The following is a 13,454-nucleotide window of genomic DNA, read 5'->3' on the forward strand; positions in this document are numbered from 1 at the left end:
GCGGCGGCCGTCGCGGAGGTGCTGCGCTCGCGCTTCCTCGAACGCGCGGCGCTGGTCGGCGGCGATGTGGCGGGGCTGCTGCCGGGCCTCGCGACCGGCGACACGTCCGCGCTCGACGCGGGGCTCGAGGAGGCGATGCGCACCGCGTCGCTCACCCACCTGACCGCCGTCTCGGGCGCCAACTGCGCCGTGGTGGTGGTCGCCGGCTGGACGATCGCGGCGCTCCTCGGCGCCGGGCGCCGCCTCCGGACCGTCGCCGCCCTCGCCCTGCTCGCCGGCTTCGTCGTGCTGGTGACCCCCGAGCCGAGCGTGGTGCGGGCCGCCGTGATGGCGACGGTGGTCCTCCTCGCGCGGCTCGGGCGTCGCTCCGGAGCGGCCGTGCCCGCTCTGCTCGCGACCGTCGTCCTCCTCGTGGCCGCCGACCCCTCGATCGCGGGGAGGCTCGGCTTCGTGCTGTCCGTCCTCGCCACCGCCGGACTCCTGCTGCTCGCCGAGCCGATCGCGGGCGCTCTCGGGCGGGTGCTGCCCCGGCCTCTCGCCCTGCTGCTCGCGGTGCCGACCGCGGCGCAGCTCGCCTGCCAGCCCGTGCTGCTGCTCGTGGACCCGTCGGTGCCGGTGTACGGGGTGCTCGCCAACCTGCTCGCCGAGCCCGCGGCACCCGCCGCGACCGGGCTCGGGCTCGTCGGCTGCCTGCTCGCTCCCTGGTGGCCCGGAGCCGCCGACGCGGCGATCCGTCTCGCCGCCGTTCCCGCCTGGTGGATCGCCTCGATCGCCCGCGCCGTCGACTCGTGGCCCGCTCCGAGGATCGCCTGGTGGCCCGGCGTGGGAGGAGCGCTCGCGCTCACCGTGCTGACCCTGCTCGCCCTCGTGCTCGTCACGCAGTCGCCGCGGCTCGCGCGGGTGCGCCGGATCGCCGCCGTCGGGCTGGCGTGCGCGATCGCGGCCGCCGGCGGCACCACCGTCGCCACGCCGCTCCTCCGCGCCGCCTCGGTTCCCGAGGACTGGCGTGTCGCGATGTGCGACGTCGGGCAGGGCGACGCGGTCCTCCTCCGCGGAGACGCGGGCGTGCTGCTCGTCGACACGGGGCCCGAGCCCGCACCGCTCGAGGCCTGCCTCCGCCTGATGGGAGTGGACCGGATCCCGCTGCTGGTGCTCACTCACTACGACCTCGACCACGTCGGCGGGCTCCACGCCGTCCTCGGACGGACCGATGCCGCGCTCGTCGGGCCCGCCGCGGGCCGCGACGACGAGCGCGACCGGGCGGCGCTCACCGGCGCCGGGGTCGCCGTGCAGGAGGCGGTCCGCGGCGACAGCGGCGCGCTCGGCTCGCTGCGCTGGCGGGTCGAGTGGCCGGAGCGGCGGAGCGCGCTGCGGGGCAACGAGGCGAGCGTGACCCTCCGGGTCGACATCGGCGCGGACGCCCGCGGCGGCCCGCTCTCCGTCGCACTCCTGGGCGACCTCGGCGAGCAGGAGCAGGGGCGCGTCTCCCGACTGCCGGTCGGCCGGGTCGACGTCGTCAAGGTCGCGCATCACGGCTCCGCCGACCAGTCGCCCGCCCTCTACGACGCGCTCGGCGCGAGCGTCGGGCTGATCTCCGTCGGGGCGGAGAACGACTACGGGCATCCGAATCCGTCGCTCCTCGCTCTGCTGGCCGAGCGCGGGGTCGAGGCGCTGAGGTCGGATGTCGAGGGTACGGTCGTGCTCGCGTCCCGCAGCGACGGGATCGCGGTCTGGGTGAGCGGCGCGACGGCTCCCGCGGCGGCCTCGGGGCGCCGTGAGCGGGCCGTAGGGTGGAGGGCGCTCGGACGGGCGCGGCACGGAAGGACACGGCATGGCAGGCAGGGCCCCGGCGCGCGCGAAGGCAGCGCCCTCGAAGGCGGCGATCCCGCAGCTCGCCTGGAACCAGACCCGGCCGGCGCCGATCGTGCTGATCACCGGCCCGGAGCAGTTCCTCGCCGACCGCGCGCTGCGCTTCCTCCGCGAGTTCCTCCGGGCCGAGGACCCGAGCCTCGAGGTCAGCGACATCGACGCCGGCGGCTACGCGCCGGGGGAGCTGCTGACGCTCGCGAGCCCGTCCCTCTTCGACGAGCCCCGCCTCATCCGCGTCTCGAACGTCGAGAAGTGCACGGACGCGTTCCTCCTCGAGACCCTCGACTACCTCTCGGCGCCCGCGGACGGGGCGACCCTGGTGCTCCGCCACGGCGGCGGCAACCGGGGCAAGAAGCTCCTCGACGCCATCCGCTCGGGCACGGGCGGCGGCATCGAGATCGTCTGCGCCGAGCTCAAGCGCGAGAGCGACAAGGTCGACTTCGCGATCGCCGAGTTCCGCACCGCCGGCCGCACGGCGACCACCGGTGCCGTCCGAGCCCTGGTGTCTGCCTTCTCCGACGACCTCGACGAGCTCGCGTCGGCGTGCCAGCAGCTGCTGTCCGACGTCACCGGCGAGATCACCGAGGCGACCGTCGCGAAGTACTACGGCGGCCGCGTCGAGACCACGGCCTTCACCGTCGCCGACTCGGCGATCGCGGGCCGTCACGGCGAGGCGCTGCTCGGGCTCCGCCACGCCCTCGCCTCCGGTGCCGACCCGGTACCGATCGTCGCCGCGTTCGCGAGCAAGCTGCGGACCATGGCGAAGGTCGCCGGCTCGCGCGAGGGCTCGGGCCAGGTCGCCTCGCGTCTGGGCCTCGCTCCGTGGCAGGTGGACCGGGCCCGGCGCGACCTGCAGGGCTGGACCGGCGAGGGCCTCGGCACCGCGATCCTGACGGTCGCCGACGCCGACGCGAACGTGAAGGGCGCCACCCGCGACCCCGTGTACGCCCTCGAGCGCATGGTCTCCGTCGTCTCCGCCCGGGGCCTCTGACCCGCCCGAAAGGCCCTGCTCCCGCGATCAGCACCGACCTCGTCCCCGGCGGGTCTCGACCCGCCGCTCCGCGGCTACTCGACCAGCAGTGAGGGGATCACCTCCCCTCGCAGGGTCGCACCGCGGCCGACGAAGAGTCGGACGACGACCCCGCAGGGTCACCGGCGACCCGCGTGTCAGCGGATCGTCGTACCCGGAACGGAACCCGCTCCTCCCACCGTGACCATGCGCGGAAGCCGACTGCGCGACGGGCGACGAGGCACGAGGAGCCCGTCGAGATCGGTGCGGGTCACCGGCGATCCGCGTGCGAGCGGATCGTCGTACCTTGAACGCTCCCCGCTCCTCCCACCGCGACCGTCATGAGACCCGACCGCGCCACGTCCGATGGACGACGAAGCGTCGCCCGTCGACCTCGCAGGGTCACCGGCGACCCGCGTGCGAGCGGATCGTCGTACCCGGAACGAAACCCGCTCCTCCCACCGCGACCACCCCTGTAAGCCGACCGCGCAACGGCCGACGAGGCACGAGGAGCCCGTCGACCGCGAAGCGGAAACGACGAAGGGCCCGGCCAGAGGCCGGACCCTTCGTCGTTGCAGCTTCGCGCAGTACTACAGCGCGGCGACCTGCTTCGCGATGGCCGACTTGCGGTTCGCGGCCTGGTTCTTGTGGATGACGCCCTTGCTGGCGGCCTTGTCGAGCTTCTTGGCGGCGAAGGCGAGGGCGGTGCCGGCCTTCTCGGTGTCGCCGGCGGCGATGGCGGTGTGGACCGAGCGGATGGCGGTCTTCAGCTCGCTCTTGACGGCCTTGTTGCGCTCGTTCGCCTTCTTGTTGGTGAGGTTGCGCTTGATCTGCGACTTGATGTTTGCCACGTGGATTACCTTCTTCTCGGATGTGCGTGTGTGCAGCCGGCTACTCGACGGAGTGCCCCTTCCGCGGGCGTCTGAACGCCCTGCGGTGCGACTGGAGGTCGCCGGCTTCTGATCACTCCACGCCTGCCGGGTGTCCGGAGGGGGAGCGCAAGCCAACAAGGAACTTTAGCGCACCCGTCGTCACCCTTCAACCGCGCCGCGCCCGCGGGTGCGGCGCCGTCCGGGTCGGGGCCGCCGGGGCGACACGCCGGGGGAGGCGGACCGCCGTGGCGTCTCGCGGTCCGGGCCCGCCGGTAACGTGACGCCGGTGCCCCGTCTCGCCGATCACCTCTCCGCGGTGCCGCCCTCGGGCATCCGCCACCTGTTCGAGATCGCGCTGCGGCTCGACGGAGTCACCCTCCTCGCGGTGGGCGAGCCCGACGTGCCGACCGCGCCGCACATCATCGAGGCGGCACGGGCGGCGTGGGCGGCCGACGACACCCGCTACGGGCCCAACGGCGGAGTCCCCGAGCTCCGGCGCGCCATCGTCGAGAAGCTGGCACGAGACAACGGCATCGAGGCGGACGTAGAGCAGGTCTGGGTGACCGTCGGCGCCACGCAGGCGCTGCACCAGGCGATGACGCTCCTGCTCGGGCCCGGCGACGAGGTGCTCATCCCCGACCCGGGCTACACCGTCTTCACGACCAACGCGCGGACCATCGGCGCCGTCCCCGTGCCGTACACGCTGCGCGCTGAGGACGCCTTCCTCCCCGATCCCGAGGAGGTCGAGCGCCTGATCACCGACCGGACCCGCGTCCTGATCGTCAACAGCCCGTCCAACCCGCTCGGCGTGGTGTTCCCGAGGGAGGTCCTCGAGCGCCTGCTCGACATCGCCCGGCGCCACGACCTGTGGGTGCTCAGCGACGAGGTCTACGAGTACTTCACCTACGGGCGCCCGCACGTGAGCCTCGCGGCGATCGCGCAGGAGCGCGGGGACGACGCCGACCGCGTCCTCAGCGTCTTCTCCTTCTCGAAGACCTACGCGATGACCGGCGTCCGCGTCGGCTACCTCGTGACGCCTCCCGGCTTCACGTCGATCATGGTCACGGTGCAGGAGGCGGCGATCAGCTGCGTCGCCACTCCGGACCAGCGCGCCGCCCTCGCCGCTCTGACCGGGCCGCAGGACGCGGTGGCCGCCGCCTCCGACCACTACCTCGCCAACCTGCGGCTCGCGACGGGCGTGCTCGACGAGCGGGGCATCGCCTACCGCGAGCCCGAGGGCGCGTTCTACCTGTGGATCGACATGGCGCACGCGACCGGAGGGGACGTCGCCTCCTGGGTCGAGTCGTTCCTCCTCGAGACCCTCGTCGCCGTCGCTCCCGGCAGCGCCTTCGGCCGCACCGGCGAGGGCTGGATCCGCGTCTGCCTCGCCGCTGACCCCGCGGCGCTGGAGCACGGGCTGCGCGCTCTCCCGGCCCCGGTGCGCGGATGAGCGCCGCCGAGGTGCTGGTCCGGCGCGTCCGGGCCCAGGAGTACGACGAGGTCTCGCGCCTGCGGCTCGCCGCCTACGCCCACGACTACGAGCTGGGGGAGGAGTACGCCGCCGACGTCGCCGCGGTCGCCCGGCACGACGTCGAGGGCGAGGTCTGGGTCGCCGTCGAGGGCGACGGGCGGATCCTCGCCACGGTCACCACCGCGCGCCCGGGCGCGAACCTGTACGAGCTCGGGCGTCCCGGCGAGCTGGACTGGCGGCTGCTCGCCGTCGCCCCGGAGGCACGTGGGCGGGGTCTCGGGCGGCTGCTCACCGAGTTCGTCGTGATGCTCGCCGCCGAGCGGGGCCTCCAGCGGGTCGTGATGAACAGCGGCACGCTGATGACCACCGCGCACGCCCTCTACGAGAGCATGGGCTTCGTCCGCCTCGGCGAGCGGGAGAACCCGCCCGGCGTCGAGCCCACCCGCACCTACGGATTCGATCTGTAGCCGCCGGTCCCGGCCTCCGCCGCCGGGCATGGGACACTGGTCCCACGATGTCTCCACGTGCACACTCCGGGCTCGAGCCCGCCGCGACCGATCCGGCGTCCATCCGCAACTTCTGCATCATCGCCCACATCGACCACGGCAAGTCCACCCTCGCCGACCGGATGCTCGGCATCACGGGTGTCGTCGAGGACCGGGCGATGCGCGCGCAGTACCTCGACCGCATGGACATCGAGCGCGAGCGCGGCATCACGATCAAGTCGCAGGCCGTGCGGATGCCGTGGGAGCGCGACGGGCGCACGTTCGCCCTGAACATGATCGACACTCCGGGCCACGTCGACTTCTCCTACGAGGTCAGCCGCTCGCTGGCGGCCTGCGAGGGCGCGATCCTCCTGGTCGACGCGGCGCAGGGCATCGAGGCCCAGACGCTCGCGAACCTCTACCTCGCGCTCGAGAACGACCTCACGATCATCCCGGTCCTCAACAAGATCGACCTGCCGGCCGCGGACCCCGAGAAGTACGCGAAGGAGCTCGCGAGCCTCATCGGCGGCGACCCGGACGACGTCCTCCGCGTCTCCGGCAAGACCGGCATGGGCGTCGAGGCGCTGCTCGACCGCGTCACCGAGCTCATCCCGCCGCCGGTCGGCGACCCATCCGCCCCTGCGCGCGCCATGATCTTCGACTCCGTGTACGACGCCTACCGCGGGGTCGTCACCTACGTCCGGATGATCGACGGCAAGCTCTCGCCGCGCGAGAAGATCCAGATGATGTCGACCCGCGCCACGCACGAGATCCTCGAGATCGGCGTGTCGAGCCCGGAGCCCGTCGCGACGCAGGGTCTCGCGGTCGGCGAGGTGGGATACCTGATCACCGGTGTGAAGGACGTGCGCCAGTCGAAGGTCGGCGACACCGTCACCACGGCGTCCAAGCCCGCGACGCAGGCGCTGCCCGGCTACACCGAGCCGCTCCCGATGGTCTTCTCGGGCCTGTACCCGATCGACGGCAGCGACTACCCGGACCTGCGCGAGGCCCTCGACAAGCTCAAGCTCTCGGACGCGGCGCTCGTCTACGAGCCCGAGACGTCGGTGGCGCTCGGCTTCGGCTTCCGCTGCGGCTTCCTCGGCCTCCTGCACCTCGAGATCATCACCGAGCGCCTGCAGCGCGAGTTCGGTCTCGACCTCATCACCACGGCGCCCTCGGTCATCTACGAGGTCTCGACGGAGGACAAGAAGACCGTCACCGTCACGAACCCGAGCGAGTTCCCCGTCGGGAAGATCGCCGCTGTCACGGAGCCGATCGTCAAGGCCGCGATCCTCGCGCCGAAGGACTACGTCGGCACGATCATGGAGCTCTGCCAGAGCCGCCGCGGGACCCTGATCGGCATGGAGTACCTGGGCGAGGACCGGGTCGAGATCCGCTACCACATGCCCCTCGGCGAGATCGTCTTCGACTTCTTCGACAACCTCAAGTCCAAGACCGCCGGCTACGCCTCGCTCGACTACGAGCCCGCCGGCTCGCAGGAGGCCGACCTCGTGAAGGTCGACATCCTGCTGCAGGGCGAGCAGGTCGACGCGTTCAGCGCGATCGTGCACCGGGAGAAGGCCTACGCCTACGGCGTGCTGATGACGGGGCGCCTGCGCAAGCTGATCCCGCGTCAGCAGTTCGAGGTGCCGATCCAGGCCGCCATCGGCGCCCGGATCATCGCCCGCGAGTCGATCAGCGCGATGCGCAAGGACGTCCTGGCCAAGTGCTACGGCGGCGACATCACCCGCAAGCGCAAGCTCCTCGAGAAGCAGAAGGAGGGCAAGAAGCGGATGAAGATGGTCGGCCGCGTCGAGGTCCCCCAGGAGGCGTTCATCGCCGCGCTCTCGGGCGACGTCGAGACCAAGGACAAGAAGTAGGACTCCTCCAGCGGAGGCGCACCCCCCGAGAGGGGACCTGCGGTGAGGGGCCATTGCGGCGCCGATCACTTCCCAGGTAGCTTTCGAGCGCTGGACGCGGCTGCGGATCGAGGACGATCCGCTCGGGGGCTGGAGCGTCGACGGTCGGCCCTCTCATCACGATCAAGGGGGAAGCCCGTGGACTCTGCACGCACGAGGAAGCACTGGATCAGATCGGGGGCGGCGCTGCTGGGCGTCGCAGCGGTGACGGCGGGATCGCTCGTCGCCGCCGCACCCGCATCAGCCGCGAGCCGTGAGGTGCAGGCGTCGCCCGCGCCCTTCGTCTGGGAGGACATCGACCAGTTCGGCGTCGCGAAGGGCCTGTCCGTCTCCTCCGACGCGGAGACCATCACCGTCGAGCTCCCGGCCGCGAGCGCGTCCGCCGGGTTCACGGAGTGGTCGCACCCGGGGTACGAGACCGTGGACTGGCGCCTCAGCACCAGCGATGCCGACTTCGTGTCGGGCTCCTCGGCTGTAGACGCCGCCGCCAACACCATCGAGATCCCGCTCGAGCGCACGGTGGGCTCGTTCGAGCAGCCCGCGGTGAGGCTCGACCTCACCGCGGAGGCGCCGCAGGCGGACGACGCCTACGTCCCCCCGGCGCTCGAGTCCACGACGGGCTTCGACCTCAGCGTCACCGCCGGCCTGACCGTCGCTCCGGCGAGCGGCGAGGACGCGGCCGTGGTCGACCTGTCCGCGACCACTCCGAGCTCGACCCGCCACGACGGCGTCTTCTGGGCCGGCGGCGGCAGCCTGACCGACGCGGGCGCCGGCGACGTCGTCGTCGTCGAGACGGGCGTGCCCGGCTTCTTCGGCACCTCCGTCCGGGCCACCGTCGGAACGGACGGCACCCAGGCGCTCACCGCCCCCGCTAAGGTCCTCGACGACGGCTCGTCGGTCGCGGTGAAGCCGAACCAGGACTTCTACGACCGGTACCAGAACTTCGGCGACACTTCGCTCACGGGCGCTCCCTCCATCCGCGTCACGGGAGCCGGCCGCGGTGTCGAGCAGCCGGCGGGCTCCGCCTTCGTCGTCCGGGTGCCCCTCAGGGTCGTCGCGTCGACGACTCCGCCGACCACCGGGCCGACCCCTGGCAACGGTCCGACGGTGACCCGCCTCGCGGGCACCGACCGCCAGGGCACCGCGGTCGAGATCTCGAAGGCGACCTTCGACACCCCCGGCGTCCCCGTCGTCTACATCGCCACCGGCGCGAACTTCCCCGACGCGCTCAGCGCCGGTCCCGCCGCCGCGAAGCAGGGCGGCCCGCTCCTCCTGGTCGACCGCGACTCGGTGAGCCAGGTCGTGCGCGACGAGCTCACCCGTCTCAAGCCCCAGCGGATCGTCGTCGTCGGCTCCGACCTCAGCGTCAGCGACGCCCTCGCGACCGACCTCGGCCAGTACGCGAACGGGAGGGTCTTCCGCCTCGGAGGCGCCGACCGCTACGACACGTCGCGGAAGATCATCGAGAGCGCCTTCGGCACCTCGCCGAAGGGGGCCTGGCTCGCGACCGGCGAGAAGTTCCCCGACGCGCTCAGCGCCACCGCCGCCGCGGGCAAGAACTCCGCCCCCGTCGTCCTCGTGAACGGCGGCCTCCCGGCGGCCGACCCGACCACTGTCGGGATCCTGACGCGGCTCCGGCCGCCGGTGCTCACCATCGCGGGATCCGAGCTGTCGGTCAGCGCCGGCATCCAGAACTCCCTCACGGTGCCGGCCGGACCGGTCGTCAACCGCATCGGCGGGGTCGACCGCTACGACACCTCGGAGCAGCTCAACCTGGCGGCCTTCCCCCGCGGGTCGAAGACCGTGTTCCTGGCCACCGGAGAGAACTTCCCCGATGCCCTGGCGGGAGCCGCGGCCGCCGGGCGCACGGGGAGCCCCCTCTTCGCCGTGCCCCCGACCTGCGTGCCGGTCAAGGTGCTGCAGGACATCAAGGCCGGCGGAGCGACGAGCGTCGTCCTCCTCGGCGGCACCGGCACCCTGTCCGACGCCGTCGCGAAGCTGACTCCCTGCAGCTGACCCGACCCGCACCACGACGAGGGCCCTCCTCCCGCTCCGGCGGGGGAGGGCCCTCGGTCGTTCCCGGCTCGGGACGCCGACGGTCGGATACGCTGGGTCGGATGGACAGCACCACCCGGCACGCGGACTCGACGCGCGCCGCGCTCGAGGAGTCCGGGAAGAAGGTCGGGACGTGAGCATCCGCCGCTCCAACTTCGAGGGCCAGCCGCAGGTCACCTACGCGGCGGTCGGCGGCACTCTGGCACCCGACCTGCTCGAGTACCCGCCGGACGGCTTCACGGCCGAGCGCTTCGAGGCCCGTCTCGGCTCGGGCGACGAGCGCTTCGCCATCACCACCGCCTCCCTGATGACCTGGGGCGTGCAGCGCGGCAGCGGCATCGAGGTGACCGACATCACCAGCGGGAGCGGCGTGCAGTACACCGGCGTCAACTTCGACGCGGCGGGCACCCCGATCGACCTCGTCAGCCGGCCGACGGAGGAGCACTTCGCTCCCGACGGCACCCCCTACATCACCGCCGGCGTGACCGCCGTGCTCCGCGTGACCCTGCTCGGCCGCGTCGTCGACGCCCCGGTCCGCGTGGTCTACGTCGTCGACGAGCCCGACCAGGTCGGCTTCGCCTACGGCACCCTCGAGGGCCACCCCGAGAGCGGCGAGGAGTCCTTCGTCGTCGAGAAGCGCGCGGACGACTCGGTCTGGCTCGTCATCCGGGTCTTCTCGCGACCCTCGACCCGTCTCTACCGCCTGGGCGCGCCGGTGCTGCGCGCCGTGCAGAAGCACCAGGTCGCCAAGTACCTGCGCGCGCTGCTGCCGGCGCGCGTCAGCTGACGTGGGGAGCGCCCTCCCGATCGCCGATCCTGCTCCGCTCGACGGCGGACTGCCCGCATCCGTCGTCGACGGCGTGGAGCAGCGCGACCTCGGCCTCTACGTGCACGTGCCGTTCTGCCGGGTCCGCTGCGGGTACTGCGACTTCAACACCTACACGGCGACCGAGCTCCGCGGGGCGAAGCAGCAGGACTACGCCGACGAGGCGATCACCGAGATGGCTCTCGGTGCCGAGGTGCTCGAGCGCGCGGGCCTGCCCCGGCGCCCCGCCCGCACGGTCTTCTTCGGCGGCGGGACGCCCACCCTCCTGCCCGCCGGCGACCTGGTGCGGATGCTGGACGGCCTCCGCACTCACTTCGGGGTCGCGCCCGACGCCGAGATCACCACCGAGGCGAACCCGGACTCCGTCGACGCCTCCTACCTCCGCGCGCTGGCCGAGGCGGGCTTCACCCGCGTCAGCTTCGGGATGCAGTCGGCCGTGCCGCACGTCCTCGCCACGCTCGAGCGCACCCACGACCCGGAGCGGGTCCCGCTCGTGGTCGAGTGGGCGAGGGAGGCCGGCCTGCAGGTCAGCCTCGACCTCATCTACGGCGCGCCGGGGGAGTCCCTGGCCGACTGGGAGCGGTCGCTCGACTCCGCGCTCGCCAACCGGCCGGACCACCTCTCGGCCTACGCCCTGATCGTGGAGGACGGCACGAAGCTCGCCCGGCAGATCCGCCGCGGCGAAGTCGCGACCCCCGACGACGACCTCACGGCCGACATGTACGAGCTCGCCGACGCGCGCCTGGCCGCTGCCGGGTACTCCTGGTACGAGGTCAGCAACTGGGCCCGCGACGACGCCCACCGCTCCCGGCACAACCTCTCGTACTGGCTCGGCCACGACTGGTGGGGCGTCGGTCCCGGCGCGCACAGCCACGTCGGAGGCGTGCGCTGGTGGAACGTGAAGCACCCGGCGGCCTACGCCGACCGGCTGAGCACCGGTGCCTCGCCCGCTGCCGGGCGGGAGACGCTCGACGCGGGCACGCGGCGTGTGGAGGACGTGCTGCTGCGCTCGCGCCTGGCGGACGGGCTGCCCATCGACGCGATCGACGCCGATCGGCGCAGCGAGGTGGCGGGGCTCATCGCCGACGGCCTCGTCGACGGCCGGGCGGCGCTCGGCGGCCGGATCGTGCTGACCCTGCGCGGCCGTCTGCTGGCCGACGCGGTCGTGCGCCGACTCACCGACGGCTGAGGCCGGATCCCGGGGCGGGCGACGCACGGCCGCCCCGGTTCCGCGGCTACTTGAAGAACGGGATGCTGAGCGGGTACGTGTAGTACTCGCCCGCGCTGGCGCGCACCGAGGCGATGATCGCGAAGACGATCACCAGGATCGGCACGACCAGGAACACGATGAAGCCGACGAGCACGAAGGACAGGATCGTCCCGGCGACGTAGGCGATCAGCGTCGTCAGGTGGAAGTTGAGGGCCGTCTTGGCGTGCGCCTCGAGGAACGGTCCGCGCCCCTTGAAGACCAGGAAGACGATCAGCGAGGGCAGGAAGCTGAAGAAGATCCCGGTCACGTGCGTGACGATCGCCCAGGTCTTCTCGTCCGCCGGGTTCAGCGGCGGAGCCGGGGTCCCGTAGACGGGGGGCGGGGGAGGGGTGGCCGACATGATGGTCTCCGTTCCGGCGGCGGCGACGGGCGTCCCCCGTGCGCTCGGCGTCCATCGTGGCATGCGGCGACTCCCTGCGCACCGGGCCGCGCGGGACCTCCTCCTCGGGGATGACGGGGCTCCTCCCCGCGGCCCTGCAGGAGTGCACCCCGGCCGATCCCCGCGCAACCCCGCCGGGCGGTCCGCCTCCCGGTTATGATTGGCACTCAGAGTTGCGGAGTGCCAGGCTCCGCGCGGCGTCAGCGCCGCAGACGGTCGTGCCCGCGGGCACTCGGAGTCCGGCGGGAGGTCGGTCGTATGGTCACGGAGCGCGGTCTCCAGGTCCTGCGCGTGATCGTGCAGGACTACGTGGCGAACCGGGAGCCGGTGGGCTCGAAGTCGATCGTGGAGCGCCACGCGTTCGGCGTGTCGGCCGCCACCATCCGCAACGAGATGGCCCAGCTGGAGGAGGAGGAGCTGATCGCGGCTCCGCACACGTCCTCCGGACGCGTGCCGACCGACAAGGGCTACCGCCTCTTCGTCGACCAGCTGGCCGACCTGCGCCCGCTGACCTCCGCGCAGCGCCAGGCGATCGAGACGTTCCTCGGGCAGAGCCCGGACCTCGACGAGGTGCTGGTCAAGACCGTCCGCCTGCTGTCGCAGCTCACCAACAGCGTCGCGCTCGTGCAGTACCCGTCGTTCGGAGCCGCACGGCTGCGCCACGTGGAGCTCGTCGCCCTCGCTCCCCGCCGCCTCCTGTCGGTGCTGATCACCGACACCGGCCGGGTCGATCAGCGCGTGCTCGAGACCCCGGAGGACGTGGACGACGCGCTCCTCGGCGAGATCCGCGCGAAGCTCAACACGGCCGTGCTGGGCCTCGGGCTCCAGCAGGCGGCCGAGACGCTCGGCTCCGTCGCGGAGCGCTTCAGCCCCGAGCGGCGCCACGTGCTGACGCCGATCGTGCAGACCCTGCTCGAGCAGGTCGGCGCCAACCGGCAGGACCGCCTGGTCATGGCCGGCGCCGCGAACCTCGTCCGCACCGAGGAGGACTTCTCGGGCAGCATCTACCCCGTGCTCGAGGCGATCGAGGAGCAGGTGGAGCTGCTGCGCCTCTTCGCCGAGATGACCCCGGACCCCCGGGGCATCTCGGTGCGCATCGGCCGCGAGAACGCGCCGTTCGGGCTGCAGGAGACCTCGGTGCTCACGAGCGGGTACAACACCGCGGGCGGCCAGGTCTCGCGCCTGGGCGTGCTCGGCCCGATCCGGATGGACTACTCCGGCAACATCACCGCGGTGCGCGCCGTCGCCCGCTACCTCTCCCGCCTCCTCGGCGAGGAGTAGGCCCGACCTCCCGGCCCC

10 protein-coding genes and 1 pseudogene are annotated in these 13,454 nt (G+C 72.7%); 9 read left to right on the plus strand and 2 right to left on the minus strand.

Annotated elements, in window-relative coordinates:
• Window positions 1-135: 135 nt before the first annotated feature.
• Together C5C46_RS17410 and holA are read left to right on the plus strand one after the other, a co-directional pair.
• Window positions 136-1,263, plus strand: a pseudogene (locus C5C46_RS17410) (ComEC/Rec2 family competence protein); the annotation flags it as partial.
• Between the two features lie 568 nt (window positions 1,264-1,831).
• Complete coding sequence (holA, locus tag C5C46_RS03445; protein ID WP_104225645.1) at window positions 1,832-2,860, plus strand: DNA polymerase III subunit delta; 1,029 nt, start codon at window positions 1,832-1,834, stop codon at window positions 2,858-2,860.
• Between the two features lie 608 nt (window positions 2,861-3,468).
• Here holA and rpsT read toward each other — a convergent pair.
• On the minus strand, window positions 3,469-3,729 hold the full coding sequence (rpsT, locus tag C5C46_RS03450) for a 30S ribosomal protein S20 (protein WP_097165711.1): 261 nt from the start codon (window positions 3,727-3,729) through the stop codon (window positions 3,469-3,471).
• A gap of 307 nt (window positions 3,730-4,036) precedes the next feature.
• On the opposite strand from rpsT, the gene C5C46_RS03455 reads away from it, so the two are divergent.
• The 6 genes from C5C46_RS03455 (at window position 4,037) to hemW (ending at window position 11,695) form a co-directional block, all read left to right on the plus strand.
• The gene (locus tag C5C46_RS03455; RefSeq protein ID WP_104225646.1) at window positions 4,037-5,200 is read left to right on the plus strand and encodes a pyridoxal phosphate-dependent aminotransferase; all 1,164 of its coding nucleotides are present in this window, start codon (window positions 4,037-4,039) and stop codon (window positions 5,198-5,200) included.
• Window positions 5,197-5,688 carry a GNAT family N-acetyltransferase gene (locus tag C5C46_RS03460; RefSeq protein WP_104225647.1) on the plus strand — a complete coding sequence of 164 codons (492 nt, stop codon included), beginning with the start codon at window positions 5,197-5,199 and terminating at the stop codon, window positions 5,686-5,688. Before C5C46_RS03455 ends, C5C46_RS03460 begins: the two co-directional genes overlap by 4 nt.
• Window positions 5,689-5,735: 47 nt before the next feature.
• Window positions 5,736-7,586, plus strand: coding sequence for a translation elongation factor 4 (gene lepA / locus C5C46_RS03465; protein ID WP_104223127.1), 1,851 nt, complete (start codon window positions 5,736-5,738; stop codon window positions 7,584-7,586).
• A 177-nt stretch (window positions 7,587-7,763) separates the two neighbouring features.
• Window positions 7,764-9,641 carry a cell wall-binding repeat-containing protein gene (locus C5C46_RS03470; RefSeq protein WP_146078927.1) on the plus strand — a complete coding sequence of 626 codons (1,878 nt, stop codon included), beginning with the start codon at window positions 7,764-7,766 and terminating at the stop codon, window positions 9,639-9,641.
• Between the two features lie 172 nt (window positions 9,642-9,813).
• On the plus strand, window positions 9,814-10,467 hold the full coding sequence (locus C5C46_RS03475; protein WP_258059300.1) for a DUF1990 family protein: 654 nt from the start codon (window positions 9,814-9,816) through the stop codon (window positions 10,465-10,467).
• 1 nt (window position 10,468) lies between these two features.
• A complete protein-coding gene (gene hemW, locus C5C46_RS03480) occupies window positions 10,469-11,695 on the plus strand; it encodes a radical SAM family heme chaperone HemW (RefSeq protein ID WP_104225649.1) in 1,227 nt (408 codons plus the stop codon).
• A 46-nt stretch (window positions 11,696-11,741) separates the two neighbouring features.
• Here the strand turns inward: hemW and C5C46_RS03485 are convergent, their stop codons facing one another.
• Window positions 11,742-12,179 (minus strand): DUF4870 domain-containing protein, encoded by a 438-nt coding sequence (locus C5C46_RS03485; protein ID WP_244229439.1) that lies wholly within the window; start codon window positions 12,177-12,179, stop codon window positions 11,742-11,744.
• A gap of 234 nt (window positions 12,180-12,413) precedes the next feature.
• On the opposite strand from C5C46_RS03485, the gene hrcA reads away from it, so the two are divergent.
• Entirely contained in the window at window positions 12,414-13,436 is a 1,023-nt protein-coding gene (gene hrcA / locus C5C46_RS03490) for a heat-inducible transcriptional repressor HrcA (protein ID WP_104223131.1), read from the plus strand.
• Window positions 13,437-13,454: the final 18 nt, after the last annotated feature.

This window comes from Rathayibacter sp. AY1E6 (assembly GCF_002931115.1).
Classification (GTDB): Bacteria; Actinomycetota; Actinomycetes; order Actinomycetales; family Microbacteriaceae; genus Rathayibacter.